The 21,118-nt window shown below is 71.7% G+C and carries 18 protein-coding genes; 4 read left to right on the forward strand and 14 right to left on the reverse strand.

Annotated features, from left to right (window positions below):
- Positions 1–89: 89 nt before the first annotated feature.
- Both DNK56_RS15605 and DNK56_RS15610 read right to left on the reverse strand, forming a co-directional pair.
- Positions 90–2,861 (reverse strand): glycoside hydrolase family 48 protein, encoded by a 2,772-nt coding sequence (locus DNK56_RS15605; RefSeq protein ID WP_111334431.1) that lies wholly within the window; start codon positions 2,859–2,861, stop codon positions 90–92.
- Between the two features lie 184 nt (positions 2,862–3,045).
- Positions 3,046–4,602 carry an endo-1,4-beta-xylanase gene (locus tag DNK56_RS15610; RefSeq protein ID WP_241989886.1) on the reverse strand — a complete coding sequence of 519 codons (1,557 nt, stop codon included), beginning with the start codon at positions 4,600–4,602 and terminating at the stop codon, positions 3,046–3,048.
- Positions 4,603–5,417: 815 nt separating this feature from the next.
- On the opposite strand from DNK56_RS15610, the gene DNK56_RS15615 reads away from it, so the two are divergent.
- A complete protein-coding gene (locus tag DNK56_RS15615) occupies positions 5,418–5,903 on the forward strand; it encodes a diadenosine tetraphosphate hydrolase (RefSeq protein ID WP_111334433.1) in 486 nt (161 codons plus the stop codon).
- Positions 5,904–5,930: 27 nt separating this feature from the next.
- On the opposite strand, the gene DNK56_RS35395 is transcribed toward DNK56_RS15615, so the two are convergent.
- From DNK56_RS35395 to DNK56_RS15635, 5 genes are all read right to left on the reverse strand, one after another.
- Entirely contained in the window at positions 5,931–6,089 is a 159-nt protein-coding gene (locus DNK56_RS35395) for a hypothetical protein (RefSeq protein ID WP_018522815.1), read from the reverse strand.
- Positions 6,090–6,155: 66 nt separating this feature from the next.
- Complete coding sequence (locus DNK56_RS15620) at positions 6,156–7,106, reverse strand: cytochrome c oxidase assembly protein (RefSeq protein ID WP_111334435.1); 951 nt, start codon at positions 7,104–7,106, stop codon at positions 6,156–6,158.
- 120 nt (positions 7,107–7,226) lie between these two features.
- Positions 7,227–8,252 (reverse strand): 6-phosphofructokinase, encoded by a 1,026-nt coding sequence (locus DNK56_RS15625; protein ID WP_111334437.1) that lies wholly within the window; start codon positions 8,250–8,252, stop codon positions 7,227–7,229.
- Positions 8,253–8,421: 169 nt separating this feature from the next.
- A complete protein-coding gene (locus DNK56_RS15630) occupies positions 8,422–9,150 on the reverse strand; it encodes a type 1 glutamine amidotransferase (RefSeq protein ID WP_111334439.1) in 729 nt (242 codons plus the stop codon).
- A 34-nt stretch (positions 9,151–9,184) separates the two neighbouring features.
- A complete protein-coding gene (locus DNK56_RS15635; RefSeq protein WP_111334441.1) occupies positions 9,185–10,423 on the reverse strand; it encodes a Mur ligase family protein in 1,239 nt (412 codons plus the stop codon).
- 178 nt (positions 10,424–10,601) lie between these two features.
- Here DNK56_RS15635 and def point away from each other — a divergent pair, with 178 nt between their 5' ends.
- Entirely contained in the window at positions 10,602–11,156 is a 555-nt protein-coding gene (def, locus tag DNK56_RS15640; protein ID WP_111334443.1) for a peptide deformylase, read from the forward strand.
- A 9-nt stretch (positions 11,157–11,165) separates the two neighbouring features.
- Here the strand turns inward: def and DNK56_RS15645 are convergent, their stop codons facing one another.
- Complete coding sequence (locus DNK56_RS15645; protein WP_111334445.1) at positions 11,166–11,816, reverse strand: TetR family transcriptional regulator; 651 nt, start codon at positions 11,814–11,816, stop codon at positions 11,166–11,168.
- Between the two features lie 171 nt (positions 11,817–11,987).
- On the opposite strand from DNK56_RS15645, the gene DNK56_RS15650 reads away from it, so the two are divergent.
- Positions 11,988–13,214, forward strand: a complete 1,227-nt coding sequence (locus DNK56_RS15650) for an acyl-CoA dehydrogenase family protein (protein ID WP_111334447.1) — start codon at positions 11,988–11,990, stop codon at positions 13,212–13,214.
- 25 nt (positions 13,215–13,239) lie between these two features.
- Here the strand turns inward: DNK56_RS15650 and DNK56_RS15655 are convergent, their stop codons facing one another.
- A complete protein-coding gene (locus tag DNK56_RS15655; protein ID WP_111335847.1) occupies positions 13,240–13,728 on the reverse strand; it encodes a glutathione peroxidase in 489 nt (162 codons plus the stop codon).
- 35 nt (positions 13,729–13,763) lie between these two features.
- The gene (locus DNK56_RS15660) at positions 13,764–14,306 is read right to left on the reverse strand and encodes a GNAT family N-acetyltransferase (protein ID WP_111335850.1); all 543 of its coding nucleotides are present in this window, start codon (positions 14,304–14,306) and stop codon (positions 13,764–13,766) included.
- Positions 14,307–14,482: 176 nt separating this feature from the next.
- On the opposite strand from DNK56_RS15660, the gene DNK56_RS15665 reads away from it, so the two are divergent.
- On the forward strand, positions 14,483–14,917 hold the full coding sequence (locus tag DNK56_RS15665) for a DUF7144 family membrane protein (protein ID WP_111334449.1): 435 nt from the start codon (positions 14,483–14,485) through the stop codon (positions 14,915–14,917).
- A 15-nt stretch (positions 14,918–14,932) separates the two neighbouring features.
- Here the strand turns inward: DNK56_RS15665 and DNK56_RS15670 are convergent, their stop codons facing one another.
- The 4 genes from DNK56_RS15670 to DNK56_RS15685 all read right to left on the reverse strand — a co-directional run bounded on the left by DNK56_RS15670 (position 14,933) and on the right by DNK56_RS15685 (position 21,029).
- On the reverse strand, positions 14,933–16,684 hold the full coding sequence (locus tag DNK56_RS15670; RefSeq protein ID WP_111334451.1) for a cation:proton antiporter: 1,752 nt from the start codon (positions 16,682–16,684) through the stop codon (positions 14,933–14,935).
- Between the two features lie 155 nt (positions 16,685–16,839).
- Entirely contained in the window at positions 16,840–17,538 is a 699-nt protein-coding gene (locus DNK56_RS15675) for a hypothetical protein (protein WP_111334453.1), read from the reverse strand.
- A 75-nt stretch (positions 17,539–17,613) separates the two neighbouring features.
- Positions 17,614–18,498, reverse strand: coding sequence for an acyl-CoA thioesterase (locus DNK56_RS15680; RefSeq protein ID WP_111334455.1), 885 nt, complete (start codon positions 18,496–18,498; stop codon positions 17,614–17,616).
- 17 nt (positions 18,499–18,515) lie between these two features.
- Entirely contained in the window at positions 18,516–21,029 is a 2,514-nt protein-coding gene (locus tag DNK56_RS15685; RefSeq protein ID WP_111334457.1) for a DEAD/DEAH box helicase, read from the reverse strand.
- Positions 21,030–21,118 lie beyond the last annotated feature (89 nt).

Here is a 21,118-nt window from a genome sequence, read left to right on the forward strand (position 1 = left end):
CTGCCCGATGGCGGGCTCTGCGGGGTCGGTGTCGGGCCCGCCATCGGGAGTGGTGGGTGACCGGCCGCCCGGCCGGTCAGGGGGTACGGCTACGGCTCGACGCCCCAGGCCAGCGAGCCGGCGACATAGGCGCCGACCTTCGTGGAGTCGGCGTACGAGGTGTTGGTCGAGCGGCTGTAGTCGTCGGCCTCGTTGAAGTTGGACCAGTCGCTCTTGTTGAGGCGCAGTTGGATCTCACCGGTGGAGGCGCCGGCGGCCAGCGTGCCCGCGCCGCCGGTGAACCCGACCTCCAGGTAGCGGTCGGCGCCCGTCTTCGAACCGGAGACGGCGACCACCGTGTGCGAGATGTTGGACGAGCCGAGCGCGGCGTAGTCGCAGTAGGTGCCGAAGGTGCTCGGTCCGCCGTCGGCGGTGAACCAGTACCGGACCTTCACCGTGGACAGGTCGACCGGCGCGCTGCCGGTGTTCACGACCTGGAGGCCCATCCGGATCTGGTTGTCGGTCGCGGAGGAGTCGTTGTTCTTGTACTGCACCTTCACCGCGCCGGTGCCGGTCGAGCCGCCCGTCTTCGTGGTGGCCGGCACCGCGTCCGACAGCGCCGAGGTGTTGCCGCCCGCGTCCCGCGCCGCCACCGCGTAGGTGTACTCGGTGCCGGCGGCGAGGCCGGAGTCGGTGAACGTGCGCCCGGTGGCGTTGCCCGCGAGCACACCGTTGCGGTACACGTCGTAGCCGGTCACGCCGATGTTGTCGGTGGACGCCGACCAGGAGAGCGACACGCTGTCCTTGGTCGTCGCGGTCACCGTGAGGCCGCCCGGCGCGGTCGGCGGCTCGGTGTCGCCGCCCGGCTCACCGCCGCCGCCCTCCACCAGCAGCTCCGCGTAGATCGCGAAGGCCAGCGCGAGCGCCGCCTGCGCCCAGAAGCGGTGGTACGTGAAGACGGGCGCGTCCCCGCCGTCCAGGTACGCCTGCACCTTCGGCCAGTCCGGGTCGTCCTTGTACCAGCTGCGGATGGAGATGAAGGTCGAACCTGGCCGGACCGGGTCGCCGTTGGGCATGGTGCCCGACCAGCCGGACGGGATGTACACCTCGTCGTCGAACCGGTTGTAGTCCAGCCGGGTCTCCGGCACCGAGATGCCCTTGTCCGTGGTGTTCAGCGCCATCGCGTCGAGCAGCGCCTTCGCCAGCGCCGCCGCGTCCTCGTCACCCGACTTGGCGGCGTAGTAGGTGAGCGTCTTGACGTACGCGGCGCCCACGCCGACGTCGTTGGCGTAGTCCACCACCGATACGTGCAGACCGGCGTTGTCACCGGGCGAGGAGGCGTTCCAGGTGTCCGGCTCACCCGTCCAGTTCAGGGTGGACGGGAAGCGGAAGCTGCCGTCGGCGCCGATGGTCGTCTCACTGGACGCCCAGGCGACCCACTTCGACAGGACGGCCTCGGCGGCCGCGTTGCCGGTCACGTAGTAGTACGCGGCGACGCGCTCCATGCCCCAGGCCTGGAAGCCGAACCAGTTGTTGCTCGCCGGGTCGTGGTAGACCGGCTGCCAGTCGTACGCCATCCCGTAGAAGGTGGGCGTGCCGGCCGGGGGCGCGCTGTAGCTGCCCTCCCAGCTGTTGGTGCAGCCGCCCGCGAGCGCGCCCTCGCTGGACTGGAGCCAGGTCAGGAACTCCAGCTGCCGGGTCAGGCTCTTGGACCAGTCCGACCGGGCCGTCGCCGACTTGGGGGTGAGCGAGGGCACGTTGGACAGCGCCCAGGCGGCGAGCGGGTTCTGGTAGCCCTGGTGCGAGGCGCTGTCACCGATGCGCCAGGCCCAGCCGCCGCCGCTGCCCGCGGCCGCCCCGCCCCAGGCGTAGTACCAGGAGAGCAGGTAGTGCTGGGAGTCGCGGCCGGAGGCGGCCGGGCACGAGTTCGGGTCGGTGCAGTCGCCGATCCGCTTGAAGTACTTGTCGAACATGGCGTAGCGCAGGTAGTCGCCCATCTTGGCTGCCTTCGCCACCGAGGCCGCGACCTGGCTCTCCTTGCCCTGCTCCGAGGCCCAGCGGTACGCCCAGTAGGCAGCCTGCACCGCGCGGGCGTCGGCGTCCGGCGCGTTGGTGTACTTCCACTGCTTGGCGTAGCTGGAGTCCCCGACGAACAGGTCGAGATACCCGTTGGGGCCGCCGTACTTGAAGAGGTCGGTGGTCGGCTGCGGCACGGTCTCCCACACCGACTCCTGCGCGCCGCGCTGGTAGGTGTTGATGAAGGAGGCGCCGGCGCCCGGACCGGACTGGCCACCGGTGCCCGGCTTGTTGCCGTAGCCGTAGATGTTGTCCAGGTCCATCAGCCAGTGCATGCCGTAGACGTCCATCGTCCCGTAGGACGAGGCGAGTTCGGCCGAGAGCGGGTCGCTGCCCACCGGGACGTTGCCGTTCATGGCGGAGGGGTAGCCGCTCGGCAGCGGGTGTTCGGCCGCGAAGGTCGCGGGCGCCGAGGGGTTGTACGAGTCGCTGGTCGACTGGTCGGCGTGCTGCGGGATGATGGTCTTCTCCGCCACCGCCCAGGCCGCGTTGAACGGCGCCCAGTCACCCGTCACCCGGCCGTACGCCGCCTCCAGCCACATCCAGAAGCTGACGGCCTCCGACGTGGTCTGGTGGCCGTGGTCCGGCGCCTCGACCATCAGCGTCTCGACCGAGTGGTACGGGAGGCCGTCGGGGCTGAAGTAGCCGTTCGCGGCGTCCTTGATCTTGCCGTACTGGGTGAGGAAGGCCTGGGTGTACGGGTCGTCGCCCGCGGCGGCGGCCGACCGCGAACCGGAGCCGGTGCCGGCCTGTGCCGAGGCGGGCCCGGCGACCGCGGTGCCCTGCGCCAGACCGAGGGCCAGCATGCTGCCGCCGAGGGCGCTGCTGAACGTTCTACGTGATATCGACACAAATCCTCCAGTGGCGGGTGTCGTCGATGGGGGAGGGGAGGAGGGGAGGGGGGAAGCGGTGGGGACGGTGATGCGGCGCGGAGGGTGGAGCGGGGGAGCGGGGGCCGGTGGGGGAAGGGTGAGCGGGGCCCCCGGGCGGTCAGGGCTCGATGCCCCAGACCAGGTCGCCGTCCACGTACACGGTGATCTTCGAGGCGTCCGCGTACGAGGTGCCGGTGGCGTGGCTGTAGTCGTCCGACTCGTCGAAGTTCGACCAGTCCGTCTTGCTCAGGCGCAGCTGCATCTCACCGGTCGAGGCGCCGGCGGCCAGGCTGCCGCTCGCGAAGCCGACCTCCAGGTAGTGGTCCGCGCCGGCCTTCGGGTTGCTCGCGGCGACCACGCGCTGGGTGATCGTGGAGCAGTTGATCGGCGACCAGTCACACCAACTGCCGTACGTGGAGGCCCCGTTCTCGCCGGAGAACCAGTAGCGGACGGTGACGGCCGGCAGGCCGACCGGGGCGGTGCCGGTGTTCACGAGTTGGAGACCCGGCTTGATCTGGTTGTCGCCCGCGGCGTTGTCGTTTGCGCGGTACTGGACCTTCAGCGTGCCGGGCGTGGAGCCGTCGTCACCCCCTCCGTCGTCGCCGCCCCCGTCCTCCTCGCCCAGGGCGGTGCGCACGGCGGCGTAGGCGGGCTTCGGCGCCAGGTCGTCGTCGTACAGGTTGGCCGCGCCCTCGCCGGGGAAGGTGCTCGGCACCCAGGAGTACTTGTCGGTGTAGTCCCAGACGGTGATCCCGACGCAGCGCCGCACGGCCAGACAGGCGTCGACCACCTGCGCGTAGTAGGAGGACTGGGTGGCGAGCTTGGTGGCGTCGGCCGGGAGCTGCATGCGTACATCGAGCTCGGTGACGGCCACGTCGAGCCCGAGGTCGGCGAACCGCTGCATGTTCGCCCGCATCTGGTACGGGAAGCCGTACTGGATCGCCAGGTGGGCCTGCATCCCGACCCCGTCGAGCGGCACACCCTCGTCGAGCAGCTCGCTCACGAGGTCGTACATGGCGTCGCTCTTCGCGCCCTTGCCCTCGATGTTGTAGTCGTTGATGTAGAGCTTGGCGTCCGGGTCGGCGGCGTGCGCCGCGCGCAGGGCCTTGGCGATGAAGTCCTTGCCCATCGCGTTGTAGAACGGGCTGGTGCGGAAGGTCCCGTCCTCGTCGAACGGCTCGTTCACCACGTCCCAGGCCGAGACCTTGCCGCGGTAGTGGGTGGCCTCCGCGGTGATGTGGTCGGTCATGGCCGTCTCCACCTGCGTGGACGGCAGGGCGCTCACCCAGCCGGGCAGCTGGCTGTGCCAGACCAGGGTGTGCCCGCGCACGGTCTGGCCGTGCTGCGCGGCGAAGTCGGTGACGACGTCGCCCTTGGTGAAGTCGAACTGCCCCCGGACGGGCTCGACGGTGTCCCACTTCATGGAGTTGCCCGGCGTGATCTGCCCGAACTCGGAGCCGAGCTCGGCCGCGTAGGCGGCGTCGGGGAGTTCCGGGTTGTCGGTCGCGGAGCCGAAGTACCTGCCCTGGGCGGTGGCGAGGTCGTGGAGGGTGTCCTCCGGCGCGGCGGACGCGGGGCCGCCCGCCAGGCCGGTGACGGCAAGGGCGAGGGTGCCGGCCAGGAGGACGGGGAGCGCCCCGGTGCGGCGGGGTCTGCAACGCTTCACCAAGCTCATGACAAGTGCCTTCCTCTGCCGTGCGGCGGGGCACTCACGGGGTGCGCGGCTGCGTCCCGTAACACCCTTGCTGCTGAACGGCGTTGGGGGAGAAGGGAGGGGATGGAGTGTGCAAGTCTTGATTGTGGGAGCGCTCCCAAGGTGGCGTGGCGACAGGCACCTGTCAAGGGTTGAAGCGCAACTGGCTTACGGGGGTGTGAACGCGGCCATACGTCGAACGGACATGTGGCGCAGCGTTGTTGACGACCCGGTAACGAGCGGCCGGGGCGGTGCGGAGCGGCCGTGCCGGCGGGGTGTGCGGCCCTCGCCCGAAGCGTTCGCGATTGCATGCGCGGGGCCGCCGGAGCGGCCCGGTGGGTGCGTACGCATGGTCACGTGACGTGAGGGGTGCGCGGCCCCCGACTGCCGCTCGGGCGGCGGCGAAGCGGCAGGGTGTGACCCGTGCGAGGCTGCGGGTGGTCCGTGTGTCGGTGGCTACGGGGAGTGGCGGGTGTGGCGTGTGAGGCGGTGGTCGTACGGCCCGGAGTGCGGCGTTCGCACGTGTCGTCGCCGTACGCGATCGTGTACGCGTCAAGTATGCGTGTCCCGGTGCGCCGGGCCCCGCGCGGGCCCCGTAGCGCCTCCCGGAACCCCGTCCGGGGCACGGCCGGACCGTCCGCCGAGGGGCCCGGCGACCCGGTCGCCGTATACGCCGGTTCACTTCGGTGCGACATCGCGGCGCCCGTGCGCACGCGGAGCGCGGGCGGCTGAATGGGAGCGCTCCAGCCGCCAGCCGTCAGAAGTTGCCGGCGCGCGGCGGCGTAGAGTCCTCGCCCATGACCGAGACATGGCGGCAGGACCGGATCGGCAGCGCGCTCCGGGGCGAGAACCCGACGGTGCTGCGACGGCTGGCCGCCGGGTTCGCCGTGATCGGCGACGTCCAGTTCCTGCCGGGATACGCGATACTCCTGGCGGACGACCCCGCCGCACAGCGCCTCTCCGACCTCCCCAGGGGCAGGCGGTCGGCCTTCCTGGCGGACATGGACAAGCTCGGGGAGGCCGTCGAGCGTGTCTGCGGGCGGCTCGACCCCGCCTTCCGGCGCGTCAACCTGGAGATCCTCGGGAACACCGACCCGTTCCTCCACGCGCACGTGTGGCCGCGCTTCGACTGGGAGCCGGCCGAGCTGGTGGGCAGGCCCGTATGGCTCTACCCGCGTGAGCGGTGGAGCGACGCGAGCCATGCGCTCGGGCCCCGGCACGACGCCCTGCGCGCGGCGATCACGGAGGAACTGGACCGGCTCGCCGATCGGCCGGAGCGGTAGTCGGCGTCCGCGCCGGGCCGCTGGCCCTCACGTCTCGCGTGTCGCCGCCATGCCGATCGTGATCAGGCCCAGGAGCACCCAGCCGAACCAGAGCCAGCCGTTGCTTCCCAGTGCCACCGTGTAGGCGGTCACCGCCACCAGGGCACCGGCGGTGAGCATCCCCATCGTCTTCGTCGATCCGGACATGCGCGCACCCTCCTCGTCGGCCGCGCGGCCGTGGATGCCATCGTCACCCGGAAGAGGGGTCCGCCGCTACTGTCCGCGCGCCTGCAAGGACGCGAGATACGCGTTGTACGCCTGCAGCTCCTGGTCCCCGTCGCGCTCCGCCGCCCGGTCCGAGCGCTTCGCCGTCCGCTGCTCGGAGCGGTACCACTGGAACACCAGGGCCACCAGCACCAGCACCGAGGGGATCTCGCTGAACGCCCAGGCGATGCCGCCCGCCGCGCTCTGGTCGGACAGCGCGTCGATGCCGAGCGACGCCGGAGGATTCCTGTACACCTCGACCATCGGCGAGGACGCCATCATGAGGGCGATCCCGAAGAAGGCGTGGAACGGCATACCGGCGAACAGCTCCAGCATCCGCATCACATAACCGGGCCGGTGCGGGCCCGGATCGATGCCCATGATCGGCCAGAAGAAGAACAGGCCGACCGCCAGGAAGTGGACCATCATCGCCAGGTGCCCGACCGTCGAACCCATCAGGAAGTCGAACAGCGGGGTGAAGTACAGGCCGTAGAGGCTGGCGATGAACAGCGGGATCGTGAACGCCGGATGCGTGACGACCTTCATGTACCGGCTGTGCAGCAGCATCAGCAGCAGCTCGCGCGGCCCCTTCCTGCCGCGCTGCGCGACCGGCAGGGCGCGCAGCGCCAGCGTCACGGGCGCGCCCAGCAGCAGCAGGATCGGCGACAGCATGCTGATCACCATGTGCTGCACCATGTGCACGCTGAACATGACCATGCCGTAGTCGTTCAGCCCGGTGCACATCACCAGCGCGATGGTCAGCACCCCGATCATGAACAGGACCGTGCGGCCCACCGGCCACGCGTCACCGCGTCTGCGCAGCCGCAGCACCGCGTACCCGTACAGGAGCACGGCCAGGACGCAGCCGGTCAGGAAGAACGGGTCCGCGGAGAACTGGAGGCCGCGGCCCAGCGTGAACGGCGGCAGATCCATGTTCATGCCGTGCCCGCTGTGATCCATCTGTTCACTCCCGATGGGAACGCCGGGACGTCCCTGTTTCGTGCCGGTTGTCCCGACCAGAGTAGAACCGCCCCCGGCCGCGGTTGCGGCCGGGGGCGGTCTCGAAACGGGGTGTCGCGCTCAGAGCACGCAGTCCACCTCGGCGTACCGGTCGGCGGGCACGGTCTTCAGCGTCTCCACCGCGTGCGCCAGGGGCACCAGGGTGATCTCCGTACCGCGCAGCGCCGTCATCATGCCGAAGTCGCCCCGGTGCGCCGCCTCCACCGCGTGCCAGCCGAACCGGGTCGCCAGGACCCTGTCGTACGCGGTCGGCGTGCCGCCGCGCTGGACGTGCCCGAGGATCACCGGGCGGGCCTCCTTGCCCAGGCGCTCCTCCAGCTCGACGGAGAGCCGGGTCGCCACGCCCGTGAACCGCTCGTGGCCGTAGACGTCCTTGGCGCCCGACTCGAACTCCATGGAGCCCTCGCGCGGCTTCGCGCCCTCGGCGACCACGACTATGGCGAACTTCTTGCCGGCCGAGAACCGGCGGCCCACCACCTCGGTCAGCTCGTCGATGTCGAAGGGGCGCTCCGGGACGACGATGGCGTGCGCGCCGGCCGCCATGCCCGAGTGCAGGGCGATCCAGCCGGTGTGCCGGCCCATCACCTCGACGATCATGACCCGCTGGTGCGACTCGGCGGTGGTCTTCAGCCGGTCCAGAGCCTCGGTGGCGACGCCGACGGCCGTGTCGAAGCCGAAGGTGACGTCGGTGGAGGCTATGTCGTTGTCGATGGTCTTCGGCACGCCGACGATCGGCAGCCCCGCCTCGGAGAGCAGGTTCGCCGCCTTGAGGGTGCCCTCGCCGCCGATCGGGATGATCGCGTCGAGCCCCAGGTCGCGGACATGGCCGCGGGCCGTCTCGACGCCGCCGCGCAGATGCGCCGGCTGGACCCGGGAGGAGCCGAGGATCGTGCCGCCGCGGGCGAGGATGCCGCCCACCGCGTCCAGGTCGAGCTTGCGGTAGTCGCACTCCAGGAGGCCCCGCCACCCGTCGTTGAAGCCGATGACCTCGTCGCCGTGGTCGACCACAGCACGGTGGACGACGGACCGGATGACGGCGTTGAGGCCGGGGCAGTCGCCGCCGGAGGTGAGCACACCAATTCGCATTGCCCGGAGAACCTTTGCAACGTGGGCCGACGACCGGACCACGTCGTCCGGTGGGAGATCCCCGCCACCCTACCGGCGCAGGGTGGGGGGACCGAACCGGGCGTCCGCCTGCTGGACGCCGCTCAACTGAGCCGTTGCCAACTCATCGGAACGCGGGTGAAACCGCAGGTCAGGCGGGCTGCGTCGCTGCCGCGACACGCTCCGCGCGCAGCGCCTCGTACCACCGGTCGTCGGTCGGCGGCAGGGCGTTGACGTCGAGGGCCAGCTTGAGCAGCAGGTCCGCGATCATGGGGTTGCGCGCCATCACGGGCCCGTGCATGTAGGTGCCGAACACGGTGTCGTTGTACGCGCCCTCGGTGCCGTCGCCGGTGCCGTTGCCCCGGCCGAACCGCACCCGCGCGAACGGGCGTGCGGTCTGCCCGAGGTGCGTGACGCCCTGGTGGTTCTCGAACCCGGTGAGCGGCGGCAGCCCGAGCTGCGGGTCGATGTCCGCGAGGACGTCGCCCACGCACCGCGCGCCCTCGCCGCGCGTCGAGACCACGTCCAGCAGCCCCAGGCCCTGCTCGCGCTCGCCGAGGTCGTTGATGAACTCGTGGCCGAGGATCTGGTAGCCCGCGCAGACCGAGAAGATGATCGCGCCGTTGGACGCGGCCCGGCTGAGCCCGCCGTCGCGGCGCAGCCGCTCCGCCGCGAGCCGCTGCGGCCGGTCCTCGCCGCCGCCGATCAGATAGATGTCGCCCGACGTGGGCACCGGCTGGTCGCTGCGCACGTCGACCCGCGACACGTCCAGGCCGCGCTGGCGGGCCCGGCGCTCCACCACCAGGGCGTTGCCCTGGTCGCCGTAGGTGCTCAGCAGGTCCGGGTAGACCCACACCAGCCGAAGGCTGTTGTTGCTCATGCTTCGTCCTCTCCGGAGGGCTCCGGTGCCCGGGTCAGTTGCCGACACGACGGCGCAGATCCTGGAAGGCGGTGTAGTTGGCGATGACCTCGATGCGCCCGGGCGGCGCCTGCTGGACGGCCTCGTCGAGGTTCTCGCAGACCCGGAAGTCGAGTCCGGCCACCTCCAGACGGACCGCGAGGTCCAGCTTGCGGTCGCCGAGCACGAAGATCGGGTGGCCCGCGAGCTGGGTGTAGTCCACGTCCCAGAGCCACGAGGTGTCCGTGCCGTCCGCGCCCCGCGCGTTCACGGAGAGGATCACCGGCGTGGGCGGCGGATCGATCAGCGAGAACGTCTCCAGCCAGCCCGCCGGGTTCTTCGCCAGCAGCAGCCGCAGCTCCCGGCCCAGGAAGCTCACCACGTCGTAGCGGCCCGCGACGGCCTGCACCTGGTACATCCGCTCCAGCGCCACCTGGGGCGGCACGCCGAACACGGCGGCGACGGCCGCCGAGCTGGTGGCGTTGGCCTTGTTGGCCCGGCCCGGCAGCTGGAGGTGGATCGGCCACGCCGAACCGTGCGGGTCGAGGACGTAGTCGCCGTGCAGGACCCAGCTCGGCGGCGGCCGGCGGAAACCGCACTCGCCGCAGAACCAGTCGTCGCCGGGGCGCTGCATGACGCCGCCGCAGGACGGGCAGGACCAGGCGTCGTCCTTCCACGCCTGGCCGGCCGCGACCCACACCACGTTGGGGGAGGAGGAGGCCGCCCAGACGATCAGCGGGTCGTCGGCGTTGGCGACGATCACGGCCTTGGAGCCGGACAGGCCCTCGCGCCACTTCTCGGCGAGCATCCGCGTCTCGGCGGCCCGGTCCAGCTGGTCGCGCGAGAGGTTGAGCAGCGCGATCACCTTGGGCGTCGTGTCACGGGCGACCCCGGCCAGGTACTTCTCGTCCACCTCGATCACGCCGTACTGCGCGTCCGAGCCGCCGGCCAGCGCCGAGGTGATCCCGGCGGGCATGTTGGCGCCGAGCGCGTTCGACACGACCGGGCCCGCGGCCCGCAGCGCCTCCGCGATCAGCCGGGTGGTGGTGGTCTTGCCATTCGTCGCCGACACGAGGATCACGTCCAGGTGCTGCGCCAGCCGCCCGAGCAGGTCGGGGTCGAGCTTGAGCGCCACCCGGCCGCCGATCACCGATCCGCTGCCCCGCCCGGCAGCCCGCGACACCGCCGCAGCGGCCTTGCCCGCCGTCACGGCCAGCCTGGCCCGCGGCGACAACGGCTCCGTGTTGCCTGCCATCGTCCTAGATCCTCCTTGCATCGGTCCGCCGCCCAGCCTATCGATGTCCGGCGCGATGACCGCACCGCGGCACCGTCCGGCCGGGAAATCCCGGTGCGGGCCGCGGCGGCGGGAGGCGTCGCCGCGGGCGCGGGCACGGTGGCGCGGGCGTCCCCGCTGCCTCCGGTCGGAACGTACGATGACCGCCATGCGCAACCGCCCGATCCCCGGCAGCTCCGGAATCGTCCGCCCCATGAGCCTGCTCGGCGACCCGGTCCTGCACGCGGCCTGCGAACCGGTCACGGAGTTCGGGCCCCCGCTCGCCCGGCTCGTCGAGGACATGTTCGCCACGATGTACGAGGCGCGGGGCGTCGGGCTGGCCGCCAACCAGATCGGGGTGCCCTCGCGGGTGTTCGTCTACGACTGCCCCGACGACGAGGACGTGCGCCACCTCGGCCATGTGGTCAACCCGGTCCTGGTGGCGGCGGACGGGGTCACCGTGCGCGGTTCCGAGGGCTGCCTCTCGCTGCCGGGCCTGGAGGCGGGCACCCCGCGCTTCGACCACGCGGTGGTCGAGGGCGTCACGGTGACCGGTGAGCCGGTCCGGATCGACGGCACCGGCTTCTTCGCCCGCTGCCTCCAGCACGAGTGCGACCACCTCGACGGACAGGTCTACACCGACCGGCTGACCGGCCTGCGCCGCGCCCGCGTGCTGCGCGCGGCCCGCCGGGCGCCGTGGAGCCGCACGGGCTGACCGGCCGGATCAGAAGCCGGGGCCGTCCGCCCGGTCGCTCGCGGCGGCCAGCCTGCCCCAGAGCAGATCGGCGAGGCTGCGCACCAGCTGCTCCCGCGAGCACGGGCGCTCGCCGAGCCACCAGTCGCCCGCCGCGTGCATCATGCCGACGATCCCGTGGCCCCAGATCCGGGCCATGGCCTCGCTGTCCGGGCCGAGGTCCACGCGCTCCGCGATGACCGCGGCCAGCTCCTCGCCGAGGCGGCGCAGCAGCGGCGCGGAGTGCCGGCCCACGTCGAAGCCCTGCTCGGACGAGGGGGCCGCGTCGTCGGACGGGTGCATGAGGAAGCGGTAGACCTGGGGGCGGGCCTCGATCGCCGCGAGATAGGTGTCGAGCGTGGACTCGACCCGGGCGCGCCGGTCGGCGGGGGCGTCGAGCGCGGCGCGCAGGGCGCTCAGCAGGGCGTCGGTGTGCCGTTTGGCGAGGGCGCGGTAGAGCCCGCCCTTGTCGCCGAAGTGCCGGTAGAGGATCGGCTTGGTGATGCCCGCCGCGGCGGCGATCGCGTTCATCGAGGCGCCGGGGCCGTCCCTGAGCACCACGCGGTCGGCTGCCTCCAGCAGCTCCCGACGGCGGCGTGCGGCCGTGGTCCGCTGGCGCTCGGCCTGTCGTGTGGTCTCCATGTCGTCTCTCCCACCCCTGACCGTGCCTGTCCGTCGTGCCTGCGCAACGTAACACCCCGTCCGGCGCGGCGCGGGTGGCGTCTCATGTGGTTGACAGAGGCTACTTACCGGTAACAGACTGTTGTTACCGCAAGTAACGACGCGTTTCGAGGCAGCACCGTGGAGGGGAACATGGCCGAGTTCACGCTCGAGCTCAACGACGACCAGAAGCAGGTCCGTGACTGGCTCCACGGTTTCGCCGCGGACGTGATCCGGCCGGCCGCCGCGGAGTGGGACGAGCGTGAGGAGACGCCCTGGCCCGTCATCCAGGAGGCGGCGAAGGTCGGGATCTACTCCCTCGACTTCTACGCCCAGCAGTTCTTCGATCCTACGGGCTTCGGCATCCCCATGGCGATGGAGGAACTGTTCTGGGGCGACGCCGGCATCGCCCTGTCGATCGTCGGTACGGGCCTGGCGGCCGTGGGCGTCCTCGCCAACGGCACCGAGGAGCAGATAGGCACCTGGATTCCGCAGATGTACGGCGACGCCGACGACGTGAAGGTCGCCGCGTTCTGCTCCTCCGAGCCCGACGCCGGCTCCGACGTCGCCTCGATGCGCACCCGCGCCGTCTACGACGAGGCCAAGGACGAGTGGGTGCTCAACGGCACCAAGACCTGGGCGACCAACGGCGGCATCGCCAACGTCCATGTGGTCGTCGCGGTCGTCGACCCGGAGCTGGGCTCCAAGGGCCACGCCTCGTTCATCGTCCCGCCGGACACCCCCGGCCTCTCCCAGGGCCAGAAGTTCAAGAAGCACGGCATCCGCGCCTCGCACACCGCCGAGGTCGTCCTGGAGGACGTGCGCGTACCGGGTCACTGCCTGCTCGGCGGCAAGGAGAAGCTCGACCAGCGCCTCGCCCGTGCCCGCGAGCGCGCCGCGTCGGGCGGCGAGCGCGTGAAGAACGCGGCGATGGCCACCTTCGAGGCGTCCCGCCCGGCCGTGGGGGCCATGGCCGTCGGCACCGCCCGCGCGGCGTACGAGGTGGCGCTGGACTACGCGAGGACGCGGACCCAGTTCGGCCGCCCCATCATCGACAACCAGGGCGTCGCCTTCCAGCTCGCCGACATGCGCACACAGATCGACGCGGCGCGGCTGCTGGTCTGGCGCGCCTCCTGGATGGCCACCACGGGCAAGCCGTTCGAGTCGGCCGAGGGCTCCATGTCCAAGCTGTACGCGAGCGAGACCGCCAAGAAGGTCACCGCGCAGGCCATCCAGATCCTCGGCGGCAACGGCTACACGCGGGAGTACCCGGTCGAGCGCATGCACCGGGACGCCGCGATCTACACCATCTTCGAGGGCACGAGCGAGATCCAGCGCCTGGTCATCGCCCGTACCCTCTCCGGCCTGCCGATCCGCTGACCGGGCCGGGGCCCGGCCGCGCCGCTCAGGCGGGCAGCTGGGCCTCGATCGCGGCCAGCAGCTCCGGGGCGTCCGGTTCCGTGCGGGGGCGGAACCGGGCGACCGGCTCGCCCGCCGGCGAGAGCAGGAACTTCTCGAAGTTCCACTGGACGTCCCCGGCCTCGCCCGCGGCGTCCGCGAGGCGGGTCAGCTCGGTGTACAGGGGGTGCCGGCCCGCGCCGTTGACCTCGGTCTTCTCCAGCATCGGGAAGGTCACCCCGTACGTCGCCGAGCAGAAGGTGCCGATCTCCTCCGCGCTGCCCGGCTCCTGGCCGCCGAACTGGTTGCAGGGCACGCCGAGCACGGTCAGACCGCGGTCCCCGTACTCCTTCTGGAGCCGTTCCAGACCGGCGTACTGCGGGGTCAGCCCGCACTTGGAGGCGACGTTCACCACCAGCACCGCCCGGTCGCGGTAGGCGCCCAGGGTGGTCGGCTCGCCGGTGAGGGTGTGCAGCGGGATGTCGTACAGCGTCATCGGTGTCTCCTCGTCGGTGTCTTCCCGCGTCATTCTCACCCCCCGAGGCCCTCCGGGACGACGCCGACCGCCTTGTAGTAGAAGGTCGTCGGTTTCAGGACCCCGGCCGGGTCGGACGCGTAGTCCGGGACCGAACCGCACCGGGTCCAGCCCGCCGCGCGGTACAGCCGCTCCGCCGGACTGCCGCTCTCGGTGTCCAGGACCAGCAGCGTGATGCCGTCGTCCGCCGCCGCGTGCTCGACCGCGGCCAGCAGCGCCCGGCCCAGGCCCCGGCCGCGCGCCGAGGGACGGACCATCAGCTTGGCCACCTCCGCGCGATGGCGGGCGTTGGGCAGCGGCGAGGGGACCAGGCCGATCGTGCCCGCGACGCGTTCCCCGTCACGGGCGAGCCACACCCGCAGCCCGCCCGCCTCCACGGCGGCCGCCCGCCCGCGCCACCACTCGGCGGCGGAGTCCCGGTCCAGGGAAGCGAGGAAGCCCACGGACGATCCGCAGGCCACGGTCTCCACCAGCAGCGCGGCCAGCTCATCGGCATAGGTGACCAGCTCGGGGCCGGACACCGGGACGATCTCGGTCATGGGGCGGTCCTTCCACGGGTTCGTGATCATAACGCCGGGCCCCAGGAGGCGGGGCCTCCAACCGGCCCCCTGCCCGCCGTGCTGCCGGACCCGCCCGCCCGTGCCACGCTAGAAACGGAATGCCCGGCTCCGCACCTGCTTCCGCCGGGCGGCCGTGCCAGCGAAGGAGGCCCGCAATGGCCAGCACCGGCAGCGCACCAGCGGCGGCACCCGGCACCGACGGATCACACCACCCCGCCCGCACGGGCTGGACCGTGTTCGCCGCGGTCCTGATGATCTTCGGCGGCGCTATGGCGATCTTCCAGGGCATCGCGGCCATCGCCGAGGACGACGTCTTCGTCGCCACGCGCAACTACGTCTTCCAGTTCAACCTGACCGGCTGGGGCTGGATCCACCTCATCGTCGGCATCGTCATCGTCCTGGCCGGCTGCGCCCTGTTCAGCGGGGCCCTGTGGGCGCGGGTGGTGGGTGTGATCCTGGCGGGGCTCGGCGCCCTCGCCAACTTCCTGTGGCTGCCGTACTACCCGCTCTGGTCCGTCGTGCTCATCGCCATCGACGTCTTCATCATCTGGGCGCTCTGCTCGAGCCCGGACCGCCCGGCGAGGGTCTGAGACCGCCGGGGCGCCTCACGCCTCCCGCAGCACCACGAGTGTGTCGCCCGGAACCGGCTCCGGGCGACCGCCGTCCGTCACCACCTCCAGCCGGCCCTCCGCGCCCACCACGAACAGCACCCGCTCGTCCGCCGGCAGCGGACCGTCCGCCGTCCGCGTCACCACCCGCGCCCCGGCCTCGTACTTCGCGTCGATGTCCGCCCGGGTGAGCCCCGGCCCGAACAGCGCGTCGCCCCCGGTGTACGGGGCCAGCACACCGTGGCTCGCGGACGGCGGGGCCAGCCGGCCGACCGTCCCCTCGACGCTCTCCCGCAGCGTCACCGACGCCAGCGCGTTGAAGTCGTCCTCGCCGGTGAGCAGCAGCACCGAGGTGATCCCCTCCAGCTCGGCGCCCGCGCCGGTCGCCGAGGCGAACAGCTCACCGGGGGCCAGCGAGAGACCGGCCGCCTCGATCCGCGCCCGCTCCTCGTCCGCGCCCGCCCACATCAGCACGTCGAGCCCGGCCGCCCGCAGGGCGCACGCCGCGTCCACCACCCAGGGCGCCCCGCCCACCAGCAGCGGCCGGGACCGGGCGGGCCGCAGCACCCCGAGCCGCCGCGCCACCGGGAACGCCGTCAGCCCGTAGAGCATCACGGTCGCCACGATCACCACGAAGGTGGCGGGCAGGATGCGTTCGGCCCCGGCGACATGGTGGTCGGCGAGTTCGGTGGAGAACGTGGAGGCGGTGGCCGCGGCGACGATGCCGCGCGGCGCCATCCAGCCGATGAACCATCTCTCCCGGCCCGGCACATCGGTGCCCATCGCGGCCAGATGCGCGACCAGCGGCCGGGTCACCAGCACCAGCAGGGCGACCAGCGCCAGCGACGGCAGCACCACATGCCGCAGCGACGCCGGGGTCACCGTCGCCGAGATGGAGACGAACAGCAGCCCGATGATCAGCGAGACCAGCGTCTCGAAGAACGGCCGGCGCGCCGGCAGGTCCAGACCCGGCAGGTTCGCCATGGCCATCCCCATGACCACGGCCGCGATCAGCCCCGTGTCGTCGCGCAGCGCGTCGCAGCCGGCGGCCACCCCGATCACGGCGGCCAGTTGCGCCGACGTCGCCAGCTCCTCGCTGAGCCGCGCCCGCCCCAGCAGCAGCCACAGCACCGCCGCCCCTGCCGCCCCCGCCGCCACCCCCAGCACCGCGCTCGCCAGGAAGTGGACGAGCCCGTCGCCGAACCCCGGCCGGTTGCCCGCGAGGACCCCGTGGAAGACGAGTGCGCCCAGAATCCCGCCGACCGGGTCGATCAGCGAACCCTCCCAGACGAGGATGCGCCGCAGCCGCTCGGTGGGCCGTACGAAGGAGAGCAGCGGCCCCACCACGGTCGGGCCGGACACCACGAGGATCGCGGCCAGCATGACCGCCGACTGCGCCGACATGTCCAGCACCGGCACGGCGAACAGCGCGGCCGACACCACCGTCAGCAGCACCCCCAGCCACAGCAGCCGGATCACCACCCGCCGGTTGTGGCCCCTGAGCCGCTTCAGGTCCAGCCCGAGCCCGGCGTCGTAAAGGATCACCGCCACCGCGAGCGACACCAGCGGCGAGAAGGCGGAGCCGAGCAGCAGCTGCGGATCGACGTCGTCGGTGACCGCCCCGGCGATGAACCCCGCGGGCAGCAGCACGAGCAGCGCCGGCACCCGCAGCCGGCTCGCCAGCAGCTGCGAACCGACCGCGAGGACCACGATCAGCCCGAGGCCCGCGTACACCTGATCCGCCGTCATCGACCCGCCTCCTCAGCCGCGCACCCGGACGCCGGACGGGGCCCGCACGCAACGCGCGCGACCACCTTCCGCGCCCCCGAGCCCCACGCCCGCCAGGGCTCGCCCCGACCGGCGTACTCACCCGGAGGGATCGCCCGGACGGACCAGCGCGTGCCTCACTCGGGCCGGTTGTCCCAGGGCATGCCCAGCCAGCTGTCGAACGACAGGACCAGGGCACTGAGGGCGGCCGCCAGACGCTGGTCCGCCCACCGCGCGTGCACGACGACCTCGCCGTCCGCCCGGAACTCCAGCGGCGTCTCGCCGCCGGCCCGCCAGAGGATGCGCCGGGGCCCGCGCGGCACGTCCCCGCCGCCTCCCACCACGCAGGCCACCCCGAGCGCCGCCCACAGCGGGAACAGCGGCCACCACACGTACCACCAGAAGATCCGGCCCTTGAACCCCACGGCCTCCGGGCAGCCCGTCTGGGTGACCGTCCAGCGGGTCCGCAGCCCCCGGCCCGCGCACGCCTTCTCCCGTACGACCGTGCCGAGGACCTCGCCGTGACCGCCCAGCACCTGGTACGAGGACACCCCGTCACCCGCCGAGACCGTGACCACCGTCGCCAGCCGGGCACGGCGCCGCGCGTCCGCCCACAGCACGAAGGAGCGGGCCCCGGTTTTGCGGGCGGCGAGGTAGGCCGGTACGCCGCCCGGCGGCAGCTCCCGCTCCAGATGGGCCAGCACGCGCGGCGGGTCCGCCGGCTGCTCCCTGATGTGGACGACATGGCTGAAGGGCGAGGCCGCAGACCGCGCCGCCACCCGCTTCCACGCCTTCTTCCCCGTGGCGACGGGACTCACCTTCAGGGTGGTGGCCACCTGCGCGCTCCTCCGTTGTGATGACCGGGAAGTCGAACAGTAGTCAGCCGCCACCGGCGGGACGACGCCGGTCCGTCACGCGGACGGGGTGCCGCCCAACCGCCGGAACAGGCCCTCCTGTACCACCGACACCAGCAGATTCCCCGCCCGGTCGTAGATCCGGCCGCGCGCCAGCCCCCGCCCGCCCGTCGCGACCGGCGACTCCTGGTCGTACAGGAACCACTCGTCGGCCCGGAACGGCCGGTGGAACCACATCGCGTGATCCAGCGAGGCAAGGTCGTAGCCGCGCGGCCCCCACAGCGGCTCCACCGGGATGCGGACCGCGTCCAGCAACGTCATGTCACTCGCGTACGTCAGCGCGCACGTGTGCACCAGCGGATCGTCGCCCAGCGGCCCCACCGCACGCATCCACACCGCGCTGCGCGGGTCCGCGTCCTCGATCTCCTCGCGCGTCCAGCGCAGCCGGTCCACATAGCGGATGTCGAACGGCTGGCGCCGCGCCATCCGCTCCAGCGCCTCCGGCAGCCCGCCCAGATGCTCGCGCACCTCCTCGGCGACCGTCGGCAGCTCCTCCGGGTCCGGCACCGCACGGGCCGGCGGCAACTGGTGCTCGAACCCCGCCTCCTCCGGCCGGTGGAACGACGCCGTCAGATTGAAGATCGTCCGGCCCTGCTGCACCGCCGTCACCCGGCGCGTCGTGAACGACCTGCCGTCCCGGACCCGCTCCACGTCGTACACGATCGGCACACCGGGACGCCCCGGCCGCAGGAAGTACGCGTGCAGCGAGTGCACCGGCCGGTCCCCGTCCGTGGTGCGGCCCGCCGCCACCAGCGCCTGCCCCGCCACCTGGCCGCCGAAGACCCGCTGCAAGGACTCGTCGGGGCTGCGGCCCCGGAAGATGTTCACCTCGATCCGCTCCAGGTCGAGCAGATCGACCAGGCGCTCGGCCGGATTCGCCATGCCGTCGTTCCCCGCGCTCACAACTGGCCCACGGACGTGACCCGCACGACCGCCCGGCCCTCCTCGTCGGACGCGGCGAGGTCCACCTCCGCGCTGATGCCCCAGTCGTGGTCGCCGTTCGGATCGGCGAACGTCTGCCGCACCCGCCACACCCCGTGCCGCGCGTCCTCGTCGATCTTCAGCAGCTTCGGGCCGCGCGCGTCGGGGCCGGTGCCCAGCTCCTCGTACTCGTCCCAGTACGCGTCCATCGCCTCGCCCCACGCGTCCTCGTCCCAGCCCGCGTCGGCGTCCAGCTCGCCCAGCTCCCGGACCCGGTCCAGCGCGGCCAGCTCCACCCGGCGGAACATCGCGTTGCGCACCAGCACCCGGAACGCGCGGGCGTTCGCCGTGACCGGCTTGACCTCGTCCGCCCGCTCCTGCGCCTGCTCGGCCGTCTCCACCTCCGGATTGGCCAGCTGCTCCCACTCGTCCAGCAGACTGGAGTCCACCTGACGGACCATCTCGCCCAGCCAGGCGATCAGATCCTCCAGATCCTCCGACTTGAGGTCGTCCGGAATCGTGTGCTCCAGCGCCTTGTACGCGCTCGCCAGATACCGCAGGACGATGCCCTCGGTCCGCGCCAGCTCGTAGTTCGAGGTGAACTCCGTGAACGTCATCGCCCGTTCGTACATGTCCCGGATCACCGACTTCGGCGACACCGGATGGTCACCCACCCACGGGTGGCTGCGCCGGTAGACGTCGTACGCGTGCCACAGCAGCTCGCTCAGCGGCTTCGGGTACGTCACCTCCTGGAGCAGCTCCATCCGCTCCTCGTACTCGATGCCGTCGGCCTTCATCTGCCCGACCGCCTCACCGCGCGCCTTGTTCTGCTGCGCGGCCAGGATCTGGCGCGGATCGTCCAGCGTCGACTCCACCACCGAGACCATGTCCAGCGCGTACGACGGCGAGTCCTGGTCCAGCAGCTCGAACGCGGCCAGCGCGAACGTGGACAGCGGCTGGTTCAGCGCGAAGTCCTGCTGGAGATCCACGGTCAGCCGCACGATGCGGCCCTCCGCGTCCGGCTCGTCCAGCCGCTCCACCACACCGCCGTCCAGCAGTGACCGGTAGATCGCGATGGCCCGGCGGATGTGCCGCAGCTGCGCCCGGCGCGGCTCGTGGTTGTCCTCCAGCAGCCGCCGCATCGCCTCGAAGGCGTTGCCCGGCCGGGCGATCACGGACAGCAGCATCGTGTGCGTCACCCGGAAACGCGAGGTCAGCGGCTCCGGATCGGACTGGATCAGCTTGTCGAACGTGCTCTCCGACCAGGCCACGAAGCCCTCGGGGGCCTTCTTGCGGACGACCTTCCGCTTCTTCTTCGGGTCGTCACCGGCCTTCCGGACCGCCTTCTCGTTCTCGATGACGTGCTCGGGGGCCTGCGCGACGACGAAGCCCGCCGTGTCGAAGCCCGCCCGCCCGGCCCGGCCCGCGATCTGGTGGAACTCGCGCGCCCGCAGCGTCCGCACCCGCGTGCCGTCGTACTTGGTGAGCGCGGTGAACAGCACCGTGCGGATCGGCACGTTGACACCGACGCCCAGCGTGTCCGTCCCGCAGATCACCTTCAGCAGCCCCGCCTGCGCCAGTTTCTCCACCAGCCTGCGGTACTTGGGCAGCATCCCCGCGTGGTGCACCCCGATGCCGTGCCGCACATAGCGCGAGAGGTTCTGGCCGAACTTGGTGGTGAAACGGAAGTTGCCGATCAGATCGGCGATCCGCTCCTTCTCCTCCTTGGTGCACATGTTGATGCTCATCAGCGACTGCGCCCGCTCCACCGCCGCCGCCTGCGTGAAGTGCACGATGTACACCGGCGACTGCCGGGTCTCCAGCAGCTCGGTCAGCGTCTCCGTGATCGGCGTCAGCCGGTACTCGTAACTCAGCGGCACCGGACGCGTCGCCGACCGGATCACCGACGTCGGACGGCCGGTGCGCCGCGTCAGATCCTCCTCGAACATCCGGACGTCGCCGAGCGTCGCCGACATCAGGACGAACTGCGCCTGCGGGAGTTCGAGCAGCGGGATCTGCCAGGCCCAGCCGCGGTCCGGCTCCGCGTAGAAGTGGAACTCGTCCATCACCACCTGGCCGATGTCCGCGTACTTCCCGTCACGCAGCGCGATCGAGGCCAGCACCTCGGCGGTGCAGCAGATCACCGGGGCGTCGGCGTTGACCGAGGCGTCCCCGGTCAGCATGCCCACGTTCTCCGTACCGAACAGCTTGCACAGGTCGAAGAACTTCTCCGACACCAGCGCCTTGATCGGCGCGGTGTAGAAGGTGACCTTGTCCTGCGCCAGCGCCGTGAAATGCGCACCCGCCGCGACCAGGCTCTTCCCGGAACCGGTCGGCGTCGACAGGATCACGTTGGCCCCGGACACCACCTCGATCAGCGCCTCCTCCTGAGCGGGATAGAGGGTGATCCCCTGCGTCTCGGTCCAGGACGAGAAAGCCTCGAAGAGAGCGTCGGGATCGTCGGTCGGGGGGAGCTGATCGATAAGGGTCACGCCCCCATCTTGCCTGCCTTCCGCCCCGATGAGGGAACCGGACGGCGGCCGGAAGATCACGGACGATACGCTGCCCTCTCAACTCGGCC

The sequence above is a fragment of the Streptomyces sp. AC1-42W genome, assembly GCF_003248355.1.
Taxonomy (GTDB): Bacteria; Actinomycetota; Actinomycetes; order Streptomycetales; family Streptomycetaceae; genus Streptomyces.

Excerpts from the sequence above, each read along its gene's own strand:
- DNK56_RS15680 (WP_111334455.1), bottom strand. The coding sequence starts at position 18,498 with ATGGCGAATCCGGCCGAGCGCCTGGTCGATCTGCTCGACCTGGAGCGG.
- DNK56_RS15660 (WP_111335850.1), bottom strand. The coding sequence starts at position 14,306 with ATGACCGAGATCGTCCCGGTGTCCGGCCCCGAGCTGGTCACCTATGCC.
- DNK56_RS15630 (WP_111334439.1), bottom strand. The coding sequence starts at position 9,150 with ATGAGCAACAACAGCCTTCGGCTGGTGTGGGTCTACCCGGACCTGCTG.
- DNK56_RS15645 (WP_111334445.1), bottom strand. The coding sequence starts at position 11,816 with ATGGAGACCACACGACAGGCCGAGCGCCAGCGGACCACGGCCGCACGC.
- DNK56_RS15620 (WP_111334435.1), bottom strand. The coding sequence starts at position 7,106 with ATGGATCACAGCGGGCACGGCATGAACATGGATCTGCCGCCGTTCACG.
- DNK56_RS15650 (WP_111334447.1), top strand. The coding sequence starts at position 11,988 with ATGGCCGAGTTCACGCTCGAGCTCAACGACGACCAGAAGCAGGTCCGT.
- DNK56_RS35395 (WP_018522815.1), bottom strand. The coding sequence starts at position 6,089 with ATGTCCGGATCGACGAAGACGATGGGGATGCTCACCGCCGGTGCCCTG.
- DNK56_RS15615 (WP_111334433.1), top strand. The coding sequence starts at position 5,418 with ATGACCGAGACATGGCGGCAGGACCGGATCGGCAGCGCGCTCCGGGGC.
- DNK56_RS15655 (WP_111335847.1), bottom strand. The coding sequence starts at position 13,728 with ATGACGCTGTACGACATCCCGCTGCACACCCTCACCGGCGAGCCGACC.
- DNK56_RS15670 (WP_111334451.1), bottom strand. The coding sequence starts at position 16,684 with ATGACGGCGGATCAGGTGTACGCGGGCCTCGGGCTGATCGTGGTCCTC.
- def (WP_111334443.1), top strand. The coding sequence starts at position 10,602 with ATGACCGCCATGCGCAACCGCCCGATCCCCGGCAGCTCCGGAATCGTC.
- DNK56_RS15665 (WP_111334449.1), top strand. The coding sequence starts at position 14,483 with ATGGCCAGCACCGGCAGCGCACCAGCGGCGGCACCCGGCACCGACGGA.
- DNK56_RS15605 (WP_111334431.1), bottom strand. The coding sequence starts at position 2,861 with ATGCTGGCCCTCGGTCTGGCGCAGGGCACCGCGGTCGCCGGGCCCGCC.
- DNK56_RS15610 (WP_241989886.1), bottom strand. The coding sequence starts at position 4,602 with ATGAGCTTGGTGAAGCGTTGCAGACCCCGCCGCACCGGGGCGCTCCCC.
- DNK56_RS15625 (WP_111334437.1), bottom strand. The coding sequence starts at position 8,252 with ATGCGAATTGGTGTGCTCACCTCCGGCGGCGACTGCCCCGGCCTCAAC.
- DNK56_RS15635 (WP_111334441.1), bottom strand. The coding sequence starts at position 10,423 with ATGGCAGGCAACACGGAGCCGTTGTCGCCGCGGGCCAGGCTGGCCGTG.